Origin of the sequence: Desulfatitalea tepidiphila (assembly GCF_001293685.1) — a bacterium.
Classification (GTDB): Bacteria; Desulfobacterota; Desulfobacteria; order Desulfobacterales; family Desulfosarcinaceae; genus Desulfatitalea; species Desulfatitalea tepidiphila.
In genome coordinates this window covers 743,833-766,264 of the sequence record NZ_BCAG01000006.1, presented here as the reverse complement: position 1 = coordinate 766,264, position 22,432 = coordinate 743,833, and the positions used below count along the sequence as shown (strand labels likewise).

General features: G+C 58.5%; 21 protein-coding genes and 1 pseudogene. 12 read left to right on the top strand and 10 right to left on the bottom strand.

All coding sequences use genetic code 11. The features are described from left to right. Together DFT_RS23430 and DFT_RS23425 are read left to right on the top strand one after the other, a co-directional pair. A complete protein-coding gene (locus DFT_RS23430; RefSeq protein ID WP_054033881.1) occupies positions 1 to 621 on the top strand; it encodes a DUF3786 domain-containing protein in 621 nt (206 codons plus the stop codon). 10 nt (positions 622 to 631) lie between these two features. Continuing rightward, positions 632 to 2,071, top strand: a complete 1,440-nt coding sequence (locus tag DFT_RS23425) for an aldehyde dehydrogenase family protein (RefSeq protein ID WP_054033880.1) — start codon at positions 632 to 634, stop codon at positions 2,069 to 2,071. 78 nt (positions 2,072 to 2,149) lie between these two features. Here the strand turns inward: DFT_RS23425 and DFT_RS23420 are convergent, their stop codons facing one another. Beyond that, positions 2,150 to 2,650: an ACT domain-containing protein gene (locus DFT_RS23420; RefSeq protein WP_054033878.1), complete on the bottom strand. Its 501-nt coding sequence runs from the start codon at positions 2,648 to 2,650 to the stop codon at positions 2,150 to 2,152. Positions 2,651 to 2,690: 40 nt separating this feature from the next. Beyond that, positions 2,691 to 3,236, bottom strand: coding sequence for a helix-turn-helix domain-containing protein (locus tag DFT_RS23415; RefSeq protein ID WP_054033876.1), 546 nt, complete (start codon positions 3,234 to 3,236; stop codon positions 2,691 to 2,693). Positions 3,237 to 3,499: 263 nt separating this feature from the next. Here DFT_RS23415 and DFT_RS23410 point away from each other — a divergent pair, with 263 nt between their 5' ends. Beyond that, positions 3,500 to 4,456: an ABC transporter substrate-binding protein gene (locus DFT_RS23410; RefSeq protein WP_054033874.1), complete on the top strand. Its 957-nt coding sequence runs from the start codon at positions 3,500 to 3,502 to the stop codon at positions 4,454 to 4,456. Positions 4,457 to 4,644: 188 nt separating this feature from the next. Here the strand turns inward: DFT_RS23410 and DFT_RS23405 are convergent, their stop codons facing one another. Continuing rightward, positions 4,645 to 5,112, bottom strand: coding sequence for a MarR family winged helix-turn-helix transcriptional regulator (locus DFT_RS23405; RefSeq protein ID WP_054033872.1), 468 nt, complete (start codon positions 5,110 to 5,112; stop codon positions 4,645 to 4,647). A 192-nt stretch (positions 5,113 to 5,304) separates the two neighbouring features. Here DFT_RS23405 and DFT_RS27430 point away from each other — a divergent pair, with 192 nt between their 5' ends. Together DFT_RS27430 and DFT_RS27425 are read left to right on the top strand one after the other, a co-directional pair. Continuing rightward, complete coding sequence (locus DFT_RS27430) at positions 5,305 to 5,526, top strand: thioredoxin domain-containing protein (protein WP_054033870.1); 222 nt, start codon at positions 5,305 to 5,307, stop codon at positions 5,524 to 5,526. Positions 5,527 to 5,538: 12 nt separating this feature from the next. Further along, a pseudogene (locus DFT_RS27425) lies at positions 5,539 to 5,853 on the top strand (redoxin domain-containing protein); the annotation flags it as partial. Between the two features lie 204 nt (positions 5,854 to 6,057). On the opposite strand, the gene DFT_RS23390 reads toward DFT_RS27425, so the two are convergent. From DFT_RS23390 to DFT_RS23370, 5 genes are all read right to left on the bottom strand, one after another. Beyond that, on the bottom strand, positions 6,058 to 6,906 hold the full coding sequence (locus tag DFT_RS23390) for a 3-hydroxybutyryl-CoA dehydrogenase (protein ID WP_054033866.1): 849 nt from the start codon (positions 6,904 to 6,906) through the stop codon (positions 6,058 to 6,060). A 43-nt stretch (positions 6,907 to 6,949) separates the two neighbouring features. After that, the gene (locus tag DFT_RS23385) at positions 6,950 to 8,125 is read right to left on the bottom strand and encodes an acetyl-CoA C-acetyltransferase (protein ID WP_054033864.1); all 1,176 of its coding nucleotides are present in this window, start codon (positions 8,123 to 8,125) and stop codon (positions 6,950 to 6,952) included. A gap of 185 nt (positions 8,126 to 8,310) precedes the next feature. Then, positions 8,311 to 8,949, bottom strand: coding sequence for a response regulator (locus tag DFT_RS23380; protein WP_054033862.1), 639 nt, complete (start codon positions 8,947 to 8,949; stop codon positions 8,311 to 8,313). Then, positions 8,946 to 11,411 carry a PAS domain S-box protein gene (locus DFT_RS23375; protein WP_054033860.1) on the bottom strand — a complete coding sequence of 822 codons (2,466 nt, stop codon included), beginning with the start codon at positions 11,409 to 11,411 and terminating at the stop codon, positions 8,946 to 8,948. Before DFT_RS23375 ends, DFT_RS23380 begins: the two co-directional genes overlap by 4 nt. 12 nt (positions 11,412 to 11,423) lie before the next feature. Then, positions 11,424 to 13,829: a penicillin-binding protein 1A gene (locus DFT_RS23370; RefSeq protein WP_054033858.1), complete on the bottom strand. Its 2,406-nt coding sequence runs from the start codon at positions 13,827 to 13,829 to the stop codon at positions 11,424 to 11,426. A 236-nt stretch (positions 13,830 to 14,065) separates the two neighbouring features. Here DFT_RS23370 and hisI point away from each other — a divergent pair, with 236 nt between their 5' ends. From hisI to DFT_RS23345, 5 genes are all read left to right on the top strand, one after another. Further along, positions 14,066 to 14,446 (top strand): phosphoribosyl-AMP cyclohydrolase, encoded by a 381-nt coding sequence (hisI, locus tag DFT_RS23365; RefSeq protein WP_054033856.1) that lies wholly within the window; start codon positions 14,066 to 14,068, stop codon positions 14,444 to 14,446. A 1-nt stretch (position 14,447) separates the two neighbouring features. Beyond that, positions 14,448 to 15,323, top strand: a complete 876-nt coding sequence (hisG, locus tag DFT_RS23360) for an ATP phosphoribosyltransferase (protein WP_054033854.1) — start codon at positions 14,448 to 14,450, stop codon at positions 15,321 to 15,323. Between the two features lie 16 nt (positions 15,324 to 15,339). Further along, entirely contained in the window at positions 15,340 to 16,485 is a 1,146-nt protein-coding gene (locus DFT_RS23355; RefSeq protein WP_054033853.1) for a pyridoxal phosphate-dependent aminotransferase, read from the top strand. A 21-nt stretch (positions 16,486 to 16,506) separates the two neighbouring features. After that, positions 16,507 to 17,238, top strand: coding sequence for a DNA/RNA nuclease SfsA (gene sfsA, locus DFT_RS23350; protein ID WP_054033851.1), 732 nt, complete (start codon positions 16,507 to 16,509; stop codon positions 17,236 to 17,238). A gap of 217 nt (positions 17,239 to 17,455) precedes the next feature. Then, positions 17,456 to 18,817, top strand: coding sequence for a sigma-54 interaction domain-containing protein (locus DFT_RS23345; RefSeq protein WP_054034141.1), 1,362 nt, complete (start codon positions 17,456 to 17,458; stop codon positions 18,815 to 18,817). Positions 18,818 to 18,882: 65 nt separating this feature from the next. Here the strand turns inward: DFT_RS23345 and cooS are convergent, their stop codons facing one another. Continuing rightward, entirely contained in the window at positions 18,883 to 20,868 is a 1,986-nt protein-coding gene (gene cooS / locus DFT_RS23340; protein ID WP_054033849.1) for an anaerobic carbon-monoxide dehydrogenase catalytic subunit, read from the bottom strand. 416 nt (positions 20,869 to 21,284) lie between these two features. Here cooS and DFT_RS23335 point away from each other — a divergent pair, with 416 nt between their 5' ends. Then, positions 21,285 to 21,539 carry a glutaredoxin family protein gene (locus tag DFT_RS23335; protein ID WP_054033847.1) on the top strand — a complete coding sequence of 85 codons (255 nt, stop codon included), beginning with the start codon at positions 21,285 to 21,287 and terminating at the stop codon, positions 21,537 to 21,539. Continuing rightward, positions 21,539 to 21,871: a ferredoxin-thioredoxin reductase catalytic domain-containing protein gene (locus DFT_RS23330; RefSeq protein ID WP_054033845.1), complete on the top strand. Its 333-nt coding sequence runs from the start codon at positions 21,539 to 21,541 to the stop codon at positions 21,869 to 21,871. The genes DFT_RS23335 and DFT_RS23330 overlap by 1 nt, the downstream gene beginning before the upstream one ends. Positions 21,872 to 21,949: 78 nt before the next feature. Here the strand turns inward: DFT_RS23330 and DFT_RS23325 are convergent, their stop codons facing one another. Beyond that, a complete protein-coding gene (locus tag DFT_RS23325) occupies positions 21,950 to 22,393 on the bottom strand; it encodes a flavodoxin domain-containing protein (protein ID WP_054033843.1) in 444 nt (147 codons plus the stop codon). Between the last annotated feature and the right edge of the window lie 39 nt (positions 22,394 to 22,432).

Sequence of the window (22,432 nt, the reverse complement as noted above, 5' to 3'; positions counted from 1 at the left end):
ATGATACTTGAAATGGCGGCTGTGGGCGGGCATCGTTATATCTATTCGCAGCTGTTGGCGCGTTTGGCCGGAATGGACCTCGGTGCCGCAGCCGAATCACTCCAGCTCGAGACTTATGCTTCGGGTGAAGTGGCGGTGCCGTTTCTGGGGGCGACCTTCCTCGCCTCGCGGGACGGGGTAAGGCGCGCGGACGGCGGCCGTTTCCTGGATGCTGACGGGAGCGTGATCCTCCACTACCTGCTCGCAGCCGGCCCCATCCAACCGGCCTGGTATTTCGTAACCTTGGCCGAGCTGGCCGGCCCCCTCTTTAAACAGGGCAGCTACAGCCAAAGCGCCTTGGAGCGGCCGGTCGTTGAACGTTTTCAGGGACGCCTGCCCGAACTGCTGACCGCCGCCGCAGCGCTTGGCGGTGAGGAAGGCGGCGACGCCGGCCTGGGCGCGGTGAGCCTGATCTTCGATCTGCTGCCGCATATTCCTTTGCAGCTCCTATTTTACGACCGCGACGAAGAATTTGGGGCCCGGGCGACCCTGCTGCTGGATCGCAACGCCACCACTCAATTGGAGTTCGAAGTGTTGGCCGTGGCCGTGACCCGTTTCGTGCAAACTCTGACCCAAGCGTAAGGAGAATGTCATGCTCAAGGAATCCTACCCGCTCTACCTCGGCAATCGGCCCGAGCTGCCCAACACCGACCTGGAGGTGGTCGACAAATATTCCGGACACACCGCCACGCGGGTGCCCCTGGCCGATGCGACCACCATCGACCGGGCCATCGAAATGGCCCATGCCGCCAAATCCCACATGGCAGTTTTGAAACCTTACGCCCGGCAGCAGATGCTCTATGCCTGCGTAACGGAGTTCGAACGGCGGCGGGACGATCTGGCGCTCAGCCTGTGCATCGAGGCCGGCAAACCCATTTCCGACGCGGAAGGGGAGGTGACCCGACTCATCGACACCTTCCGGGTGGCCGCAGAAGAGGCGGTGCGCATCGGCGGCGAGACCATTCCGTTGGAGATCAGCGCCCGGGCCGACGGCTATCGCGGCATGACCCAGCGGGTGCCTTTGGGGCCGTGCGCCTTCATCAGCCCGTTCAACTTCCCGCTCAACCTGGTGGCCCACAAGGTGGCCCCGGCCATAGCCGCCGGTTGCCCGTTCGTGCTCAAGCCGGCCAGTGCCACGCCGGTGGGCGCTCTGATCATCGGCGAGGTGCTGGCCGGGATCGGACTTCCCGAAGGGGCCTTCTCAATTTTGCCCTGTCCGCGCGACGGCGCCGATCAGCTGGTCACCGACGACCGGATCAAACTGCTCAGCTTCACCGGATCGGATGCAGTGGGCTGGGGACTCAAGGCCAAGGCGGGCAAGAAGAAGGTGGTGCTCGAACTGGGCGGCAACGCAGCCTGCATCGTGGACGAGACCGCGGACATCGATGACGCCGTGGCGCGCCTGGTGATCGGCGCCTTCTACCAGTCCGGCCAGAGTTGCATCAGTGTGCAGCGCATCCTGATTCACGAGAAGGTCTACGATCAGGTGCGCGAAAAATTGGTGGCCAAGGTCAAAGCGCTCAAGGCCGGCGATCCCAAGGAACGCGGCACCTTTATCGGGCCGATGATTTCGGAAAAAGAGGCCGTCCGGCTGGCGTCGTGGATAGAGGCAGCCGTCGCGGCGGGCGGGCGGGTGTTGTGCGGCAACGCCCGGGAAGGCGCCATGCTGTCGGCCACGCTGCTCGAAGAGGTGCCCGCCGACGAGAAACTCTGCCAGGAGGAGGCCTTCGGGCCGGTGGCCGTGCTGTCGCGCTTCACCGATTTCGAAGCGGCCCTGGCCGAGGTCAACGCCTCGCGGTACGGCCTGCAGGCCGGCGTCTTCACGCGCGATCTCTACCGGGCCCAGATGGCTTGGGACCGGCTCGAAGTCGGAGGGGTTGTGGTGGGCGATATCCCCTCCTGGCGGGTCGATCACATGCCCTACGGCGGTGTCAAGGATTCGGGCATCGGCCGCGAGGGGCTGCGCTACGCCATCGAAGAGATGACCGAGATCCGGCTGTTGGTCATTCGAACGCCACCAACGGCAAAGTGATTCTTCTATCGCTTGGGCCGGCTAAGCTGTTTTTCGCTCCGGCATGGCCTTCACGCCCACCCGGAGCCCCGTCTGAGATCAGTCCGGGTTGTACTCCTTGAACACCTTGGCTGCCAGATCGATGTCGTCCGGACAGAAGACGAACAGGCAGGGTTGGTCGGCATGGACCGCCGACCCATAGACATAGTTGATGTTGATGCCGGCCTCGCCGAGCTGGCCGGCAATGCGGGAGATTTCGCCGGGTTTGTTGGTCAGGGTCACGGCGATGACCGGCATCATGTCGAACAGGTAGTCGTGTTCGGTGAGCAGGTCGATGGCCTGGTTGATGGTGCCGTGGGCCGGCAGCAGCCGGATCAGGGCGAAATCCGCCGAGTCCTTGCTCATGGAGCTGTAGCTGGCCGCCGAAGCGATACGCTTGAGGGATTTGCCGCGCGCCTTGAAAAGCTCCTTCACGTAACTGGAGGCGTCCTGGATCGTGATGGCGTCGATGTTGATCCCGGCTTCACCCAGCAGCGCGGTGAGCTTTCCCAGCTCGCCGGGCACGTTTTTCAAAAAAAGGGAGATTTCGGTGCGCACCATTGCAAGGCTCCTTGTGCCGTTCAGGACGGCGATTTGAGGACTAGGGATTGTAAACCACCACCAACAGTTCGGCATCCTCCTCGCTGATATTGCGCATATGGTGCTGGATGCCCGAATTGAAGTGCAGCGACTCGCCTGGCGACAGCCTGTTGACATGCTCGCCCACCGTCACCTCCACCGTTCCCTCCAGGACGTAGACGAACTCTTCCCCCTCGTGTCGGTATCCCACCCCTTTGTGTTCCTGCAGGGCCTTAATCTGGATGCGGAAGGCTTTCAGGTGCTTGTGATCGGCGCCGGGCGTCAGCGGCGTATAGGCATAGTTTTTTGTCCGCTTGGCGTAGTCGGCGGCGCGCCGGTCGCGGCTTTTCTGCTCGTCCTGGAGCAGGTCCTCGGAATCGATGGCCAAGGCTCGCGAGATCTGCAGCAGGGTGCCGACCGGCGGGATCTCCTCGCCGCTTTCGATCTGCTTGAGGTACGCGATAGTGAATCCCGTGTCATTGGCCAGTTGATCCAGGGTCACCTTTTTACGGTTGCGGAATGTCTTGATTCGCTTGCCGATGGGCGAAGCTGTTTTGGCGCGTGCCATGGCGACTCCTTTGTCCGGTCAGTTACCGGTCGGGTTAAAGGGCGCTTGGTGCGAGGAACTTACCCGACAGGATAAGCCATAGTCGCCGATAAGATCAAGTCCTGGATCCACAATTCAAGGGTTCTAACTGAATGCTATTCAGTTTCAATCCCATCAAACAGTTAAAGTTTCAATCGGACCGGCCCGATAGTTCTTTCGGATTGTGGTTAAAAGTTCCAATGGCATGGACGAACTCAATTTAATCGCGCTTATGGAGGAACCCGATGAACGCATGCATCAAGGTTTTATCTACGGTCTTTGCTCTACTGATGATTATGACGTCAGTCGTCCTTCCCGCCGGGGCGGACAGCGCCAAGGCTCTTTTGATCTACTGGCGAGGCGAAACACCCTGCGAAAAGGCCCTGAAATCAGGCCTTAAAGATCTCGGTGTCAATATCCAGTTGTCCGAGTTCGACGCCCAACAGGACAAGGGCAGACTGACCGATTATCTTGCCACCATCGACGAGAAAAAATTCGACTTCATTTATACCTTCGGTACCACGGCCAGTCTTGAAACGGCCAAGGTGGTTAAACGGACGCCGATCCTTTTCGGCATCGTCACCAATCCTGTCCAGGCCGGGCTCATTCAAAACTGGGAGTCTTCGGGCAACAATGTGACAGGTGTAAGCCATGCGGTCCCCTATCAGGATCAGGTGGATTTCATGACGCGGCTGGGAAAATTCGAGCGGGTCGGTATTCTCTATGACCAGAACGCCGCCAATGCCCAGATCGCTTTCGATGAGCTGAAGAAGCTTCTGGGGGAGAAGGGAATAAAAATCGTCGGCGCTCCCGTGACGTCGGAGGCGGACCTGGAAGGCGGCATCAAGTCGCTGGCAGACCAGAAAGTGGATCTCGTCTACTTGCCTTCGGACAGTCTGATCATATCAAAGGCCGATTCGATCGTCGCCGCACTCACTACCCAAAAAATTCCGACCTATGGTGCCGTCGAATCCTTTATGCAGAAAGGTGCCCTGGCAGGTATTGTCAGCAGCTATGAGATGGTCGGCAAGGCACTCGTGGAAAAAGCCGCGAAGATCTTGAAAGGAATACCGGTATCTCAAATTCCTTCCAGCCATTTGCCCTTTGAGATGTTGACGGCGATCGTCAACGCCAAAACAGCCCAGCAAGTCGGTGTCTCCATTCCTTATGAGGTGCTCAGTCAGGCTCAAATATTGGAGTAGGGCCCGTCCACCCATGTCCCCTTGGCCCGATAACGGCGTCGCACGAAAAATTTAATTCGCAGCATATCAACCCTACACGTGTGGTTGAATTTTTCGTGGGCCTGTCCTGTCGGTCTTGAGCAGGGATCTCGACCCGATTGGCCTCTTCCAGGGATGGACACGCGTCTCAGCGGATGCTGCCATTATTCCTACTCGGGAAGACAACTGTTGGTGGCGGCATCGAAGGCACGGATTCGTTCGAGCAGTGCGGTCAATTGGGTTTTGAGCCCGATGAACTGGTCTACGGTCAATCCGCTCCGACACAACAGTGTTTCGGGCACCGCATAGGCCTTCTTCTTCAAATTCAGTCCTTTTTGGGTCAGATAGATCTGCACCACGCGCTCATCCGTGCTGGATCGCCGCCGTTCGACCAGGCCGGCGGACTCCAGCCGTTTGAGCAGCGGTGTCAGGGTGCCTGAGTCAAGGTACAGTTTCTCACCGAGGGCCTTGATGCTGACCCCGTCCTTTTCCCATAAAATCAGCATGACCAGATATTGCGGGTAGGTAATGTCCAGCTTGGCCAGCAGGGGCCGATAGGTCTTGGTCAATCCTCGCGAACAGGCATAAAGAACGAAACAAAGCTGGTTATCCAACCTGAGAAGCGCATCGTTTTCCATTAGAAAAGCCCCTGTTATTTTTTAGCTGTTTTGAGTTTTGCACAATTTAATTTGAAAAACAATCGATAGGTCGGCGCTAAATGTATTGTGCACAATTAAATTTTGTGATAGCAACTTATCCCTCTGGCAGATCCCCAGGTGGTAACGGCAATTTTTGCGTTTTCTGACAATCCAAAGGTGATAGGAGGTGACATGATGCGGAAAAAGTTGATGATAGGCCTTGCCTCGGCCGGGTTGATTTTTTTTGGATGTGCGGCGAACAACCAGGCGCTTGGCCCTCACCATGTGGGTGGCACGGCCGAGGATTTTACTCTTCAGGACCAGAATGACGAATCAGTTACGTTGAGCGGGATGCTCGAGGGGCGCCGGGGTGCGGTGATCGCTTTTTACCCAAAGGACGACACAAAAAACTGAACGGCCGAATTTGTTGAGTTTCAACAAAACATCGCGCAGTTTGAATCGAGAAATATCCAGGTGATCGGCATTAGCAAAGATTCCACCGCTTCGCACCGTAAATTTATCGCCAGGCACAAACTCAACGATTTGACCCTGCTTTCCGACCAGGAGATGAAAGTCATTCGGGCTTACGATGCCAAGCACTGGCTGCTTCCGGTCGCCAGCCGGGTATATATCATCATCGACAAGGATCGCAGAATTCTATTCAGGGAGAACACCGGGTTTTCGCTTCTCGAAAATCAGACCGAAACATTGATCCGAAACATCGACGAACTGATTCGCTGATCCGTGCCTATGCGAAGTTAACCCAAGCGAAGGGTTTTGCTGCCGCTTGGATGGAACGGATGGAAAACGGCCCGCAGGGCCGCCGCTTTCATCCACCGTCGATAACTCTTGGCGGTGTGTAAAAGCGGTGTCCCGCGGGTCGCTCGTCGCTTTTTATCTTCCTGAAGTCACGCACGTGCCGGCAAGGTGCGGTTGCAGGTACTCCTAATACTCGTAGAATCCCTTGCCGGTCTTGCGGCCCAGCCAGCCTGCTTCCACGTACTTGCGAAGCAGAGGACAGGGGCGGTACTTGGAGTCTTTGAAGCCTTCGTAAAGGGTCTCCATGATGGCCAGACAGGTGTCCAGTCCGATGAGATCGGCCAGGGTCAGCGGGCCCATGGGGTGGTTCATGCCGAGCTGCATGACTGTGTCGATGGCTTCGCGGGTGCCCACGCCATGGTAGAGGGCGAAAATCGCTTCGTTGATCATGGGCAGAAGAATGCGGTTGGCGATGAAGCCGGGGTAGTCGTTGGCTTCGGCCGGGGTCTTGCCGAACTCCACCGAGAGGTCCCAGGTGGTCTTGAAGGTCTCTTCGGAGGTGGCGATGCCCCGGATTACCTCGACGAGTTTCATCAGGGGCACCGGGTTCATGAAGTGCATGCCGATGACTTGGGCCGGCCGCGAAGTCTGGGAGGCGATGCGGCCGATGGGGATGGACGAGGTGTTGGTGCTCAGGATCACTTCGGGCCGACAGATCTTGTCCAGCTTGCGGAAGATCTCGAATTTGAGGTCTTCGCGCTCCACGGCGGCTTCGACCACGAAGTCGGCGCCGGCCATATCGTCCAGGGACGTACTCGGTTGGATGCGTCCGAGGACATCACTCTTCTGGGCCTCGGTCAGCTTGCCCTTTTGAATCCCCTTGTCGAAGAATTTGGTGATCGTGCTCAGACCGCGTTGCACGAATTCGTCCTTGATGTCGTTCATGATCACGTTCAGGCCGCTTTGAGCCGCCACCTGGGCGATGCCGCAGCCCATCTGACCGGCGCCCACCACGCCAAAGGTTTTGATCTCCATCCGCTTGCTCCTTTTTTGATGTATTGATGTGTCGTGGATCGACTTATCGTTTTACGACCAGTGCAACGGCTTCTCCACCGCCCAGGCATAGGGAGGCCACGCCGATTTTGCTGTCGCGCCGGATCATTTCGTAAAGCAGGGTGACCAGTACGCGGCAACCGCTGGCGCCGATGGGATGGCCCAGGGCCACCGAGCCGCCGTTGACGTTGGTCTTGTCCGGGTCGAGCTCGAGCTCCTGCATGACGGCGCAGGTGGAGCCGGAAAAGGCCTCGTTGATCTCGAACAGATCCACCTGGTCGATGCCGATGCCCTCTTTTTTGAGCGCCTTGGGCACGGCCCAGATGGGGGCCACCAGCACGTACTTCATGTCGATGCCAAATGAGGCCTGGGCCCCGACGGTCGCCATGATATTGCAGCCCAGGGCTTCGGCCCGTTCGCGCGCCATGACCACGACGGCCGCGGCACCGTCGCTGATCACCGACGAATTGCCGGCCGTGGTGACGCCGCCCTTCTTGAAGGCGCCGGGCATCTTGGACAGGATCTCGAAGCTGGTTTCGCGCGGGCACTCGTCGCTGTCGAAAATCTTGGGATCTCCCTTGCGCTGGGGAATGGCGACAGGCAGGATTTCATCCTTGAATCGTCCCGCGGAGATGGCGGCCAAGGCTTTTTTGTAGCTCTGGTCGGCATAACGATCCTGGGTTTCCCGGGAGATGTTGTACTTCTCCGAGCACAGTTCGTTGGAGATGCCCATGTGAAAGTCGTTGACAATATCCCACAGGCCGTCGTGGACCATGTGGTCCTGCATCTGGCCCGGGCCCATGCGGTAGCCGAAGCGCGCCTTTTCCAGGTAGTAGGGCGCCATGCTCATGTTTTCCATGCCGCCGGCCACGACAATATCGGCATCACCCAGTTGAATGGCCTGGGCTGCGAGCATCACGGATTTAAGGGCCGAGCCGCACACTTTGTTGATGGTAATGCATTCGGTTTCCCAGGGCAGACCCGCCTTGATGGCCGCCTGCTTGGCCGGGTTCTGGCCGTATCCGCAGGGCAGCACCTGGCCCATGATCGCTTCGTCGACTTGAGCCGGCTGGATACCGGCGCGCCGGACTGCTTCGGCCATGACCATGCCGCCCAGATCGGTGGCCCCGATGTTGGTCAAAGCACCATTGAATCCGCCCAGTGGCGTGCGGACCGCACTGACAATCACTGCTTCACGCATATTGTCCTCTCCTTGTGGTGGTTGGCATTAGGGTTGGCAATAGAATATCAAACACTCTTTCTACGAACCTGTGGCCCTCAATGCAAGCCTCTTTTTCAACGCATAGCAATTCCAATTGAATGCCATAGGCTCACGTGGCCCTGGCCACCCGCCCCACACACGCCTGCCATGTCCGTGTCTTTCGCCTAAGGTTCGATCAGGCCGTTCTGGATGGCAAAGCGGGACAGGTCGGCGTTGTTGCGCAGGTGGAGTTTTTTGAGCAGCCGGAAACGGTAGGTGTCCACGGTCTTGATGCTGATGTGGTAGGTTTCGGCAATCTCTCGGTTGGTGTGTCCCAGGGCCAGGCGGCGCAGCACCTGCAGTTCCCGGGTGGAGAGATCGTCGAGACCCGACGCGCCCCGCCGGCCCTTGGAAACCCGCAAAGCCAGGGATTCGGTGGCATCGTCGGTCAGATAACGCGCGCCGCTGATAACCTTGCGGATCGCCTTCACCAACTGCTCGGGCGCAGACTGCTTGGTGATGTATCCCATGGCGCCGGCCTCGATGGCGCGCACTACGTATTGGTTTTCCGCGTGCATGGTCAGGACGATGATCGGAAGCTCCGGAAATTCGGGATGGATGCGGCCGATGACTTCCAGTCCGTCGATCTGCGGCATGGAGAGATCCACGACGGCCACGTCGGGGCGAATCTCGCGAATCATACGGATGGCTTCACTGCCGTCGGCCGCCTCGGCGACCACCTCCATGTCGCCGCTCTCTTCGATCAGGCGACGCAGCCCTGCGCGAACGATGCTGTGGTCATCTGCCAAAAACACTCGGATCATATGGTGCCTCCAAAGGAGCCGGTCAACCGTACCTGGAACTGGACCGCGGTGCCCCGGCCCGGCAGGGAGGCGACATCGAGACGTCCACCCACCAAAGCGGCCCGCTCCCGCATGCCCGCCAAACCCAGCATCTGGTTTTCCGAAAGCGCACCAGGATTGAAACCCACGCCATCGTCGCGGACGTCGAGCACCAGGATGTCGTCCGCCATGCGTAAATCCACTTTGGCCCGGTTGGCCCTGGCATGCCGCGCCACGTTGGTCAGCGCCTCCTGGGCGATACGATAGGCGGCCGTGGCGATGGTGTTTTCCACGGCGGGAATGGCGCCGTGGTTGAAAATACAGGCGATTTCTGCCCGCCGTTCGAATTCGGTCGTATACCATTCCAGGGCCTCGACCAGCCCCAAGTCGTCCAGCACGCCGGGGCGCAGGCGAATGGCCATGGCGCGCACCTCCTCGATGGTGGTGTCCACCAGTTCGCAGATGGCCCTCGCGCGTTCGGCGGCCGGCGTGTCCTTGCCCTTCAGGTGTTCCTGCAGCCATACCGCATCCATGCGCAGCGCCGTGAGCAGCTGCCCCAGTTCGTCGTGCAGTTCCCTGGCGATCAGCGCCCGTTCCTTTTCCTGGTTGGCCATGATCGACCCGGATAGCCGGCGCAGCTGTTCCTGGGCACGCTTCAGCGCTGTGATGTCTGCGGCGATGCCGCAAACCCCCTGGATCTTGCCCGATGCCTCGTAGATGGGAAACTTGACCGACAGGTAGGTCTGGCGTCCTTCGGGTAGTGGAATCTGCTCTTCGACATGCAGGGATTCGCCCGTGGTCAGGACCTGTTCGTCGTTGGCGCTGAATTGCCGGGCCACTTCGGCGGGCAGGAGTTCGTCGTCGGTTTTGCCCCGGACCTCGGCGCTGGTCACCCCGAACAGCTTTTCGAAACGCGAGTTGACCAGCAGGTAACGTCCCTGGGTATCCTTCATGTAGACCACCGCCGGTGTATATTTAAGGATGGCCGTGATTTCACTGGTACGCTTGCGAACTTGCTGCTCCAGCTCCTTGGAATAGCGGCTCAGTTCCTCTTTGGCGATGCGCAGCGCCTCTTCGGCCCGGTTGCGTTCGGTCACGTCGATGGAGACCGCCAGGGACCGCTGGATGGTGCCGTCCGGGCCGCGGTCGGCGATGGCCGACAGCAGGATATCGATGGTTTCGCCGTTTTTTTTGATCAGCCGGTAGGGCACATCCTTGACATGGCCGTATTTGAAAAACTGCGGCAGGCTCACCGAGGCAGCGTATTGCCGGGATTCGGGCGCCAGAAAATCGGTGAGCGGCCGGCCCAGGGCCTCTTCCCGGCTGTAGCCGGTGGTCTCCACCCAGAAATCGCTGACGCTGAGCAGCCGGCCCTGCCGATCGATGGAGTGCAGCATGGCCGGGGTGTGGTGATACAGCGAGCGGTAGCGGTTTTCGCTTTGGCGCAGGGCCTGTTCGGCAGTGCGGCGACGAAGAATTTCGCGGCTGGCTTTCTGATAGAGCACCAATACCGATATGCCGATCAGGACCGATAGCAGCAGGGCCACCGGGCGCACGATGCTCAGCAGCGGTCCGGAGACCGATTGGGAGATGGCGCGCGTGTTGCGCAGATAAAGAATATGCCAATCGGCGAAGCGGTCGATGTCGGCCCGATGGATCAAATAGCGTTGACCGTTGCGATCGGTGACATAGTTATCGTTTCGGATGAGGCCGGTCCATTCCCACGGTCCCGGCCCGAACTGCCGGGTTTCGCGCAGATCCCGGAGTTGTTCGGGTGACAGACGCCAGGCGAGATGGAATAGCCATTCGGTCCGATTGGAGATAAAGATCACGCCGGCCTCGTTGATGACCAGGACAATGTCCTCCGCAGGCAGCCCCAGTTCTTGTTCGATGATTTCGATGGAGGACTTGATCACCGCCACCCCGATCGGCCTGTCCTCGGGATCGGAATAGACCGGATACGCATGGTACACGCCGCGTTTGCCGGAGGTGACGCCCAGGGCCAGATAGGTGCCGTGCCCCCCCCTGATCGCCTGCTGGAAATAGGGGCGGAAGCGGAAGTTTTGGCCGACGAAGCTGTCGACCTCCCTGCGGTTGCTCGAAGCGACGGTCATCCCATCGCGATTCATCAGGTAGCAGACGTCGGCGTTGAGGGTGGCCGCGAAATGGTCGAGCATCACGTTGCCGCGGTACAGGGCATCGGGGGTGTCGATCAGCAGGGCCTCCTGCAGCGCCGGCAGGCCGGCCAGGGTGACGATGGTGTTGTGGTGTTCGGAAAGAAACGAGGTGATGCTCTTATGGATCAACTGGGTCCGCGTGGCCGCCCCCTGCTCGGCTTCGGTGAAGGCGGCCCGGCGCAGGGCCGAGTAGTAAAGCACACCGCCGGCCGAAGCGGATAGAAACGCCAGCAGCGAGAGCACCATGAGAATGTGGCGAAGGCCCATAAACGGATTGTTTTACATGTCCAGTTTGAAAAACTGATCCGGTGCGGTCACCGTGCCCGGTTTGGGCGTGGATTCGGTCGGCACGGTGCCCTCCTTGAAACACTCGAAGATCGTGTGCTTGGATTCCGGGATGGGCAACAGGCCCGTATCGGCATCGATTTTGGCAAACACCACGCCTTCGGGGACTTGAAAAATACGTACCGGTTCATTTTTGAGGATCTGCTGCATGAATCCAAGCCAGATCGGACTGGCGGCCCGTGAGCCGGTTTCACCCTTGCCCATGGAGCGCTCCTGGTCGTAGCCGACCCAGACGCCGGTAACAAAGCGTGGCGTGTAGCCCACGAACCAGGCGTCGAACAAGTTGTTGGTCGTGCCCGTCTTGCCGGCCACCGGACGCTTGAGCGCCCTGACCCGTTGGCCGGTGCCGAATTTGACGACGCCTTCCATCAGGCTGGTCATGATATAGGCGGTGCTCGGTTCGATCACCTGTTTACGGACCGGATCCATCTCTTCGAGGACATTGCCGTCGCGATCCTCGATCTTGGTAATAAATGCGGGTTCCACTAGATAGCCCTGATTGGCAAAGACCGAATAGGCCTTGACGATTTCCAGAAGGGACACGCCCGAAGAGCCCAAGGCAATGGATAGGTCCCGGCTCAGATCCGACTCGATGCCCAGTTTGCGGGCATAGTCGATCACATAGTCGATGCCGATATCCTGCATGATTTTGATCGTGACGACGTTGCGCGACTGGGCCAGCGCCTCACGCAGCAGGGTCGGACCGTAGAATTTTTTCCCGTAGTTTTTCGGCTTCCAGGTGAAATCGTGTTCTTCGTCTTCGAAGACGATGGGCGAATCGATGATGGTGGTGGCCGGCGTGTAGCCCCGGTCCAGGGCGGCGGCATAGATGATCGGCTTGAAGGCCGAACCTGGCTGGCGGCGCGATTGGGTGGCGCGGTTGAACTGGCTCTCCATGAAGTCCCGACCGCCGACCATCACCTTGACCAGGCCGGTGCCGACCTCGATACACACCAGGGCCGCCTGAACCTCCGGCACCTGGTCGAGATTCAGCTGCCACAGATCCGTCTTGGGATCGTGCTCGACCAGTTCGACCAATATCACGTCGCCCACGGACAGCGCCTGGCTCGGACGGGTGAGGCGGGCCGCGAAAAAGGAGACGTCGGGGTTGGGCTTGCGCGCCCAACGCATCTTTTCGAATGGGATCACGCCGCGCCGGTCTCCCATGCGCACGGTCACGCGTCCGGCCTTGTCGTCCACATCGATCACCACCCCTCGGATGCTGGCGTCCTTTTCGGGAGGCTTTTCGGCGAACTCTTTGAGCAACTCCTGGGAAAAGGCTTCGATTTCGTCGGGGCTCAGCTTCTCAAGGGGGCCACGGTAACCCTCCCGGCGATCCAGCTCCTTTAGCCCGTTTTGAATCTCCGCGCGGGCCGCTTTCTGCATTTCGATGTTCACGGCCGCATAGATCTTCAACCCGTCGCGATAGAGCGTCTCCTCGCCATACTTTTTCTCCACGTAGCGTCGGATGTCCTCGGTGTATACGGGTACCTGCTCCAGGTACCAGTTGCGGCGCGGGTGGATGTCCAGTTGGACCGACATGGCCTCGGAGGCTTCGATCTGGGTGATGTAGCCTTCGTCCACCATGCGGTTGAGCACATAGATCTGTCGTTGCTTGGCCCGCTCGGGATAGTGAAACGGCGAATAGCGGCTCGGCGCCTGGGGCAGACCGGCCAGAATGGCGCATTCGGCCAAGTTGAGGTCTTTCACCGGTTTACCGAAATAATTTTCGGCCGCGGCCTCGACGCCATAAGCGCCATGGCCCAGGTAGATCTGGTTCAGGTAAAGATAGAGAATTTCGTCTTTGCTGAAGGTCTTGTCGATCTGATAAGCCAGCAGGGCCTCTTTGATCTTACGTTCATAGCTGCGTTCCGGGGTCAGCAGAAAACTTTTGGTGACCTGCTGGGTGATGGTGCTGCCGCCCTGAACGATGGCGCCCGCTTCCAGGTTTTTGAAAAAGGCGCGCACGATGCTGAACACGTCGATGCCCCGGTGTTTGTAAAAGCGGGCATCCTCGGCGCTGATAAAGGCCTGTCGCAGTTGAAGGGGAATATCTTCCAGCGGGACCACGATGCGCCGTTCGCGGTAGAATTCGGCGATCTTGCGGTTGTCGTCAGACAAAACCGTGGTGACGATCGACGGATGATAATCCTTCAAGGTGGAGATCTTGGGAAGGTCCCGGCTTAAATAGAAGAAGATGCCCACTGTGGCGGCGCCGGCCACCAGCATGAGCAGGAAGACCGACCACAGGGACCATTTGATGATCCTGGACCAGGTGTTGCCGTTTTGTTTGCGTGCCCGCTTTTTTAAAATCTGCGAGGTACTGACGGGTTTTGCCATATGGGTTGACCTGATCGGCGCCCCATGCGACCGCGTTCCCGCAATTGCCCCGAGGCGCCGCCTTCCGATACAGATTGAAATTTGTTGAACTTATCAAAAAAGGAGGGTGACGGCAAGCTGTTCAAAAAATGTTCCATCCAATGCGCTAACCGAAAAAAAATTTGACTCTGTCCGCAATAATCGGTACTTGACCTGTTTTTATTATCGCATATGATCTCACAGGCGAGGAGGTGGACATGAAGGCAGTGCTTGATTTCAAAAAAATGGACGGCTTGGTACCGGCGGTGGTTCAGGACCATCAGACCGGCGAGGTCCTCATGGTCGCCTTCATGAACCCCGAGGCGTGGGAGACCACCCTGAGTACGGGCAAGGCCACCTTTTACAGCCGTACCCGTCAGACCCTCTGGACCAAAGGGTTGACGTCGGGCAATGTGCAACTGGTCAAGGAGATCCGCATCGATTGCGACGATGATACAGTGGTGCTCAAGGTCGAGCAGGTTGGCGGGGCGGCCTGCCACACCGGCCACAGGAGTTGCTTTTTCAAACGTGTAGACAAGGATCAAAATGTCGAAGTGGTCGGCGAACCGGTGTTCGACCCCAAGGAGGTCTATAAATAAGATGTCACTCCCATTGAAACTCGGTATTCCCAAGGGCAGCCTGCAGAACGCCACCATTGCGCTGTTCAAGCGTTCCGGCTGGACCATTGATGTGAACGGGCGCAGCTATTTTCCCGAAATCAACGACGCAACCATCGACTGCGCCATCTGTCGGGCCCAGGAGATGTCGCGTTATGTCGAAAACGGCACCCTGGACGCCGGTTTGACCGGCAAGGACTGGATCGCCGAAAACCGCTCGGATGTGCACGTGGTCGACGACCTGGTCTATTCCAAGGTCAGTTCGCGCCCGGCGCGCTGGGTGCTGGCCGTGCCCTACGATTCCGGCATCAAGACGCTCGAGGACCTGGCCGGCAAAAAGATCGCCACCGAACTGGTGGCTTACACCCAGCGGTTTTTCAAGGAGCGCCACATCGATGTGTCGGTGGAGTTCTCCTGGGGCGCCACCGAGGCCAAGGTGGTCTCCGGGCTGGCCGACGCCATCGTCGAGGTGACCGAGACGGGCAGCACCATCAAGGCGCACGGGTTGCGCATCATCTACGAGCTGATGCAGACCAACACCCAGCTTATCGCCAACCACGAAGCCTGGAAGGACCCGGCCAAACGGGAAAAGATCGAACAGATCGCCCTGCTGCTGCAGGGCGCCCTGCGCGGCGAAAAGCTGGTAGGCCTGAAGATGAACGTATCCGGGGAGAATCTGGAGACCGTGGTCAACCTGCTGCCCAGCCTCAACGCCCCCACCGTGTCTCCGCTCTATCAGTCCGAGTGGTTTGCCGTGGAGAGCGTGGTCGATACCCAAGTGGTGCGCGATCTGATTCCCAAATTGCTCAAGGCCGGCGCCGAAGGGATCATCGAATATCCGTTGAACAAGGTCGTGTAAGGGGGCCGAAAAGGTTATGGTTGCCAAGCGCGTCGACGAGATGACGCCCTTTATCGTGATGGATGTGCTGGAAAAGGCTGGCGAGATGGCGGCCCGGGGCATCGACATCGTCCACCTTGAAGTGGGCGAGCCGGACTTCGACACACCGCCATGTGTGACCGAGGCCGTCTGCCGGGCCATGGCCGACGGGTTCACCCACTACACCCACAGCCTGGGGTTGCCGGCTTTGCGCGAGGCGATCTGCGGCGATTATCACGAAAAGTACGGCGTGACGGTGGACCCGGATCAGATCGTGGTCACGGCGGGCAGCTCGCCGGCCATCTTCATGGCCTGCGCCGCCCTGCTCGAGGCCGGTGACGAAGTGATCCTGTCAGACCCCCACTATGCCTGCTACCCCAACTTCGTCAATTTCCTGCAAGCACGCTGCGTGACCGTGCCGGTGAGCGAGACCGACGGTTTTCAATACCGGCCGGAGGAGATCCAGGAGCGTCTCGGATCCCGCACCCGCGCCGTCTTCATCAATTCACCGGCCAACCCCACCGGCACTCTGCTTTCGGCCGACCGCATGCGGGCCATCGCCCAGATGGGGCCCTACGTGCTTTCCGACGAGATCTATCACGGCCTGGTTTACGAGGGCAAAGCCCACTCGATTCTCGAGTTCACCGACCGCGCCTTCGTGGTCAACGGCTTCTCCAAGCTTTATGCCATGACCGGCCTGCGCCTGGGATATCTCATCGCACCCAAACCGTTTGTGCGGCCCATCCAGAAGTTGCATCAGAATTTTTTCATCTCGGCCAATGCCGCCGTACAGATGGCCGGCATCGCCGCCCTGACCCGGGCCGGAGCGGACGTGGCCCGCATGGTGGCCATCTACGACGAGCGACGGCGTTTTATGGTGCGACGACTCAAGGAGATCGGTTTTCAAATCGCCGTGGAACCCACAGGTGCCTTTTATGTCTTCGTCAATGCCGGGCACCTTTCCCAGGACTCTTACGCCCTGGCCTTCGACATTTTGGAACAGGCGCATGTGGGCGTCACGCCGGGCATCGATTTCGGTGCCGGCGGTGAAGGGTTTTTGCGCTTCTCCTACGCCAACTCCCTGGAAAATATCCGCGAAGGGCTCGACAGCCTGCAAGCGTATGTACAGCGGCGTATCGGGTAAGAGATATTTCGGAGCCGCCTCGTGAAACAAAAAACAGCCGTTGCATCCGCCCGATGGCTCTGGTCTCCCCTGGTGCGCGGAACGCTCGTCAAGCGCTACAAGCGTTTTCTGGCCGACGTGGTCCTGGACGATGGCCGAGCGGTAACGGCGCACTGCCCCAACTCGGGCAGCATGGCGGCCTGCAGCGAACCCGGGCGCCCGGTCTACCTCTCGTTCCATGACGATCCCAAACGCAAGTTGAAGTATACGTGGGAACTGATCGAGATGCCCACCTCCCTGGTGGGCATCAATACGTTGGTGCCCAACCGGCTGGTGGCGCTGGCCGCGTCCCACGGCGCTGTGCCGGAACTGGCAGGATATGAACAGGTGGCCACCGAGGTCAAGGTGAGCGCGCATTCGCGCCTGGATATCAAGCTCAGCGGCATCGGTCGTACCGATTGCTACGTAGAAGTGAAAAACTGCACTCTGGTGGAACAGGGCGTAGCGAGGTTTCCGGACGCCCGCACGGTGCGGGGGCAGAAGCATCTGGACGAATTGCTCGCCATCAAAAACAGCGGCACCCGGGCAATGATGTTCTTCGTGGTGCAGCGCTGCGATGCACAGGTTTTCGAGCCGGCGGATGCGATCGATCCGGAGTATGGACGACGTCTTCGTGAGGTCGTCTCAGAGGGTGTGGAGATCGTCGTGTACGATGTCTCCATCGACCTCGAGGGCATCTCCCTGAACCAGCCCTTGCCTCATCGCCTCTCCTGATCAGCGTCTCGTCAGCGTCCCTCCACAAAGTGGCCATTTGTGGCGGGGTACGCGGTAACAGACCCATATCAATTGACATTACCATCTCTCTCATATAGATTTTCGGTCGCTTGGACGTTTAAGGCCGAGACCTTAAATACCTTCGCATCTCGGATGGAACGCGGCCCGTGTGCATCGGCCCCTGATTTGACCGGAATTCGATACCCATGTGACCATCATGCCGGATAGAAAATTCGTCACCACCATTGCCAGTCGAGAAAACCTGGTCCGCATATTGGACAACCTGAAAGAGGGCATCATTGCCCACGACTTGCAGCGGCGGATCTTTTTCTTCAATGCCGAAGCCGAACGCATTACCGGTTATCGCCGCGAGGAGGTGTTGGGCCGGGATTGCCACACGGTGTTTGAAGGCCCCTTCTGCGGTCAGCGCTGCTCGTTTTGCGACGGGGGTCCCATCCTGCAGGATCATGTCGCCTATCCGCTGACCATCACCTCCAAGAGCGGCGAAACTCGGCGGGTCGAGTTTCGGGCCACCATGATGCGCGGGGATGACGGAGAATATTCAGGCGTGCTGGCCGCCTTCAGCGACGTCACCGAGTTTCTCGAGTTGCAGCGCCGGAGTGGCGAATTGAATCGATTCGCCAACATCATCGGCGGCGACAGCAAGATGCGCGCGGTCTATCAGCAGATCGTCGATGTGGCCCAATACGATTTTCCGGTGCACCTGTTCGGCGAGACCGGCACCGGCAAGGAGCTGGTGGCCAATGCGGTGCACAACGAGAGTCGCCGGGGGGGTGCACCGTTCGTGCCGATCAACTGCGGGGCGCTGCCCGAAGGATTGATCGAAAGCGAGCTGTTCGGGCATGTCAAAGGTGCCTTTTCCGGAGCCATCCGGGATAAAAAGGGGCGCTTCGAGCTGGCCGACGGTGGCACGGTCTTTCTCGACGAGGTGGCCGATCTGCCCAAATCGCTGCAGGTGAAACTGCTGCGTTTTCTGCAGGAGGGCACCTTCGAAAAGGTCGGCGGCGAGCGCACCATCAGCGTCAATGTGCGCGTGATCAGCGCTACCAACAAGGACTTGAAGGAAGAGGTGCGGCGCGATGCCTTCCGTGAAGATCTTTTCTACCGCCTCAATGTGATCCCCATCCACATCCCCCCCCTGCGCGAGCGGAAAACCGACATCCCGCTGCTGGCCGAGCATTTTCTGCGTCAGGTGGCCGAACGCAACGAACGGTCGGTGCCAGCGATTTCCGAGGCCGCCCTGGCGCTCATGATGGATTACGGCTGGCCCGGAAACGTGCGGGAGCTCCAAAATGCCGTGCAGTTCGCCATCGTCAAGTGCAACGGCAGGGTGATTATGCCCCATGACCTGCCGCTGGAACTGCGCGAATTGGCGCGCGCACTGCCATCGCCGGCTCGGCCGAGCGGGGGCCGAACCCGACGCCTGGAGATCGGGGCCGTCCGGGAGGCCCTGGTCAAGACCGGCGGTAACAAGGCCGGCGCCGCCCGCGAATTAGGGGTCGGTCGCGCCACGCTCTATCGTTTTCTAACCGAGCATGTCGATATGCTGGAACGATAAAGAAAGGGCGCCCCTGGATGGGGCGCCCTTTGGTTTGATGGTGTGATTGAATCGAGATTGCGCCGTTAGGCCGCATCGATCGAGCGTCGATCGGACATGTCCATCAGGACGCGTTCGCGAGCCTTGTCCAGACCCAGCGCCTTGCGTTTCTTGTCGATGTGGGCGATCATGAGTCTGGCGATATCATGGGGATTGACGGCAAAACCCCACTTCCCGAGACCCATGGTCTCAAGATCTTCGAACAGGTGTTTGTGGAACTTGGTGCCTTCGACGATGGGGAAGGTGACCCCGAAGACCGTGTAGACGCCCGAGGCCACAAAATAGTGGCCGATGGAAATCGCCTTTTCACTCATATACTCCGGCGCACAGCCGGCTACCGGCAGATCGGCGATGGTGTCGCCCAGCCCTCCGGTTCGGACCATTTCGGATGCGGCAATGAGAATGCGGCTGTTGTCCACGCACGAGCCGAGGCCCAGCACCGGCGGCATACCCACGGTTTCGCAAACCTCCTGTAACCCCGGACCGGCCAGATGGGCGGCTTCAGGGGTGGTCAGGCCCGCTTTGGCCAGAGCGATCTGGGAGCAGCCGGTCTGCAGCACCAGTACATCGTTCTTGATCAGTTCCTTGACCAGCTCCACGTGCACCCAGTCCTGCTTGATCCGCGGGTTGGTGCAGCCGACCACGCCGGCCACGCCCCGGATGCGGCCGTTGATGATGTTGTCGTTGAGCGGTGTATAAGAGCCGCGGAACGATCCGCCCAGCATGTAGTTGATATATTCATGGGAAAAGCCATGAACGCCGATCCCCACATTTTTCGGGATCTCGATCTTGGCCGTGCGATTTTTAAACCGCGTAATCGCCCTGATAACCAGTTCGTCGGTGGTCTCTTTGGGGTTGTGGTCGTCGAATTCCACATGGGTGGCGCCTTCGATGTGGCAGCGCGGATTGGTGGTAATGAGCGGCGTGTTGTAGCATTCGGCCACCTTGACCAAACCCTGTTTGATGCACTGTACGTCCACGGCCATCATATCCACTGCGCCGGTGATCAAAATCGCTTCGGTGGACATGAAGTTGCCGGCATGGGGAATGCCGTGACGCACGAGCACCTCGGCGCCCGAGCAGCACATGCCGACCAGGTTGATGCCCTTGGCGCCGGCCGCCTTGGCCGCTGCGACCAGGGTGGGTTCGTTCACCGAGGCGATCATCGACTCGAACAGATTGGGTTCGTGACCATGGATGATGATGTTGACCTGGTCTTCCTTGAGCACGCCCATATCCACTTCGATGCTTACCGGGGATGGCGTTCCAAAGAGGATGTCCGAAATTTCCGTCGCGACCATAGAACCGCCCCAGCCATCGGCCAGCGCGGTGCGGCTGCACTGCTTGGTGATATTTGCGTAGTGCTGGTCCACCCCGATATGGGTGCGGTGCATCATCTCCATAATTTCGCGCATGGCACCGCGTGGCACGATGCCGAGCTTGCGCCAAGTCTCGAGAGTCTTGGGCGGCACCCGTTTGGCAAAGGGGATTTCGCCTTCGACCTGGGTGTAAGTCCTTTCCAGCTCTTCGTATAGATCGGTGGCGATTTCCTTGACCGTGCGTCCCTCGGTTTCAATACCGATGGATTGGGCGACGGCTTCCAGTTTTTCAACATCCTTGATTTCGTAGTCCTTGATTTTGCCGTTGACCACGCCACGGAACACATCCACCATGCTCATGCCATGGTCGGTGTGAGCCGCACAGCCAGAGGCCACCATGCGGGCAAAGTTCCGCGCCATGATGGTATCGATGGTGGCACCACACACACCGACTTTGCCGTAAGGGTCTTTGGCATTGAGGCGGCATGGTCCCATGAAGCAGTGCTTGCAGCAGGCCGAATCTGCACCGATCGGGCAAGCCTTCATGTTTGCCGCCCGGTCGAAGGCGGTTTCCACACCATCGGTGCGTCCCTTGATGATCATTTTCTGGGTTGCATCACAGATGGTCAAATCCTGCACGGGTACCTGCTTGGCCTCTTTGGCGACCTTTTCCACTTTTTCCTTGATGTCCATATTGTCTCCCTTCTTGGAAAGATTATGTTTGGATGGCCTTATTCCGATGTTCTTTTCCAACGTTCCTGTCGCGGTATGCTTTCGGGATTTCCACGGGGTGTCGGATATTCCGCCTTCCGATGAGATTTGACGACGCTGATTCTTACCATTCCATCAGCCTTGGCACATACTATAGCTTAATAGGAATAATTACTATTTTTCTAAACTGGTTTAGGATGGGATGTCAAGCACAGATTCAATAGGAATGAATATTTTCCTTGATTTCTCAGGATGCCTGCCATTTGCATTCTGACAGGAGTTGTACTAAAGGAAAACGAAGTATCGGGTGCCCGGCGGTAGAGCAAAGAACGATCATATACCTGTGCATTCGATTTTTCATATGCCAACCCTCTCGATACAATGAAAGGAAAGATGTCATGGCCCAAGAACCTGTCAAAATATTCAGTTTGAGCACCTGCAGCCACTGCAAATCCACCAAGAAGCTGCTGAATGAATGCACCGTTAAATATGAGTTCGTGGATGTGGATCTTCTGGAAGGAGACGAGCGAAAGGCAATCCTGGAAGACGTCAAGAAATTCAACCCCAAATGCTCGTTTCCGACCATCATTATCGGTGACAAGGTGATCGTCGGTTATAAGGAGGCCGAAATCAAGGAGGCATTGGGCATATAATGGATACCCAGCAACTTTACGAAAATCTGAAAAAGATTCAAGAGGCCAAGGGATATTATTTCAATAAGGATAAAGCACGCGTGTTTGAATTGCTGGACGCCTTGTTGAAGAACAAGGATCGGTACGGCTATATGGCCTGTCCCTGCCGGCTGGCATCAGGCAATCGGGAAGCGGACAAGGATATCGTCTGCCCCTGCGTTTACCGCGAACCGGATGTCAAGGAGTTTGGCAGCTGCTATTGCAATCTGTATGTCTCCAAAGCCTGGAACGACGAAACCATTCCCCACGACTACGTTCCTGAACGGCGGCCGCCCGAGAAGATGGGATTTTAGTCCCCGCATGTTCATCCATCGGAGGTTGCGTCGACTCACCTTGGGCCGCATCCGATGGTGAATCGACGCAAACAGACCTTAGGACAGCTTGCCGGCAACCGCTCGACCATAGTCCTGGCAGGCTTTCGTGCCGTCTTGGGTCCCGATGACGTGCTCTTTCAGATTCAGCGCACCCAAATCCACCATATCCATTTTATACACATGTTGCATGGTATCAAAAACCATGGGACCCGACTCACCGCTGTGGGTATACGAGCAGAATGCCCCTCCCATCTTACCGGTCAAGTTGGCCTTCTGGGCCAGAAATAGAAACGTCTTCATTCCATTGGTCATATCGCGATGATAGGTCGGGCAGCCGAAAATATATCCGGCGTAGCCTTCCAGATCCTTTTCGCTCGATATTTCAGCGACCTTGCGCACCACGGCCTCTTGTCCGGCCATGCGCACCCCCTCGGCGATAAAGTTGGCCATCTTCTCGGTCATCCCTGTCCTGCTGATATACGCGATCAATACCTTGTGCATGCCTGCCTCCTCCTTATGAACGATTACTTGTTAAAGCCC

Coding starts and splice junctions, on each gene's coding strand:
- DFT_RS23425 (WP_054033880.1), top strand. CDS start 632: ATGCTCAAGGAATCCTACCCGCTCTACCTCGGCAATCGGCCCGAGCTG.
- DFT_RS23330 (WP_054033845.1), top strand. CDS start 21,539: ATGGATACCCAGCAACTTTACGAAAATCTGAAAAAGATTCAAGAGGCC.
- hisG (WP_054033854.1), top strand. CDS start 14,448: ATGTCACTCCCATTGAAACTCGGTATTCCCAAGGGCAGCCTGCAGAAC.
- hisI (WP_054033856.1), top strand. CDS start 14,066: ATGAAGGCAGTGCTTGATTTCAAAAAAATGGACGGCTTGGTACCGGCG.
- DFT_RS27430 (WP_054033870.1), top strand. CDS start 5,305: ATGATGCGGAAAAAGTTGATGATAGGCCTTGCCTCGGCCGGGTTGATT.
- DFT_RS23430 (WP_054033881.1), top strand. CDS start 1: ATGATACTTGAAATGGCGGCTGTGGGCGGGCATCGTTATATCTATTCG.
- DFT_RS23335 (WP_054033847.1), top strand. CDS start 21,285: ATGGCCCAAGAACCTGTCAAAATATTCAGTTTGAGCACCTGCAGCCAC.
- DFT_RS23355 (WP_054033853.1), top strand. CDS start 15,340: ATGGTTGCCAAGCGCGTCGACGAGATGACGCCCTTTATCGTGATGGAT.
- DFT_RS23375 (WP_054033860.1), bottom strand. CDS start 11,411: ATGGGCCTTCGCCACATTCTCATGGTGCTCTCGCTGCTGGCGTTTCTA.
- DFT_RS23415 (WP_054033876.1), bottom strand. CDS start 3,236: ATGGCACGCGCCAAAACAGCTTCGCCCATCGGCAAGCGAATCAAGACA.
- DFT_RS23390 (WP_054033866.1), bottom strand. CDS start 6,906: ATGGAGATCAAAACCTTTGGCGTGGTGGGCGCCGGTCAGATGGGCTGC.
- DFT_RS23380 (WP_054033862.1), bottom strand. CDS start 8,949: ATGATCCGAGTGTTTTTGGCAGATGACCACAGCATCGTTCGCGCAGGG.
- DFT_RS23325 (WP_054033843.1), bottom strand. CDS start 22,393: ATGCACAAGGTATTGATCGCGTATATCAGCAGGACAGGGATGACCGAG.
- DFT_RS23385 (WP_054033864.1), bottom strand. CDS start 8,125: ATGCGTGAAGCAGTGATTGTCAGTGCGGTCCGCACGCCACTGGGCGGA.
- DFT_RS23420 (WP_054033878.1), bottom strand. CDS start 2,650: ATGGTGCGCACCGAAATCTCCCTTTTTTTGAAAAACGTGCCCGGCGAG.
- cooS (WP_054033849.1), bottom strand. CDS start 20,868: ATGGACATCAAGGAAAAAGTGGAAAAGGTCGCCAAAGAGGCCAAGCAG.
- DFT_RS23370 (WP_054033858.1), bottom strand. CDS start 13,829: ATGGCAAAACCCGTCAGTACCTCGCAGATTTTAAAAAAGCGGGCACGC.
- DFT_RS23405 (WP_054033872.1), bottom strand. CDS start 5,112: ATGGAAAACGATGCGCTTCTCAGGTTGGATAACCAGCTTTGTTTCGTT.
- DFT_RS23410 (WP_054033874.1), top strand. CDS start 3,500: ATGAACGCATGCATCAAGGTTTTATCTACGGTCTTTGCTCTACTGATG.
- DFT_RS23345 (WP_054034141.1), top strand. CDS start 17,456: ATGCCGGATAGAAAATTCGTCACCACCATTGCCAGTCGAGAAAACCTG.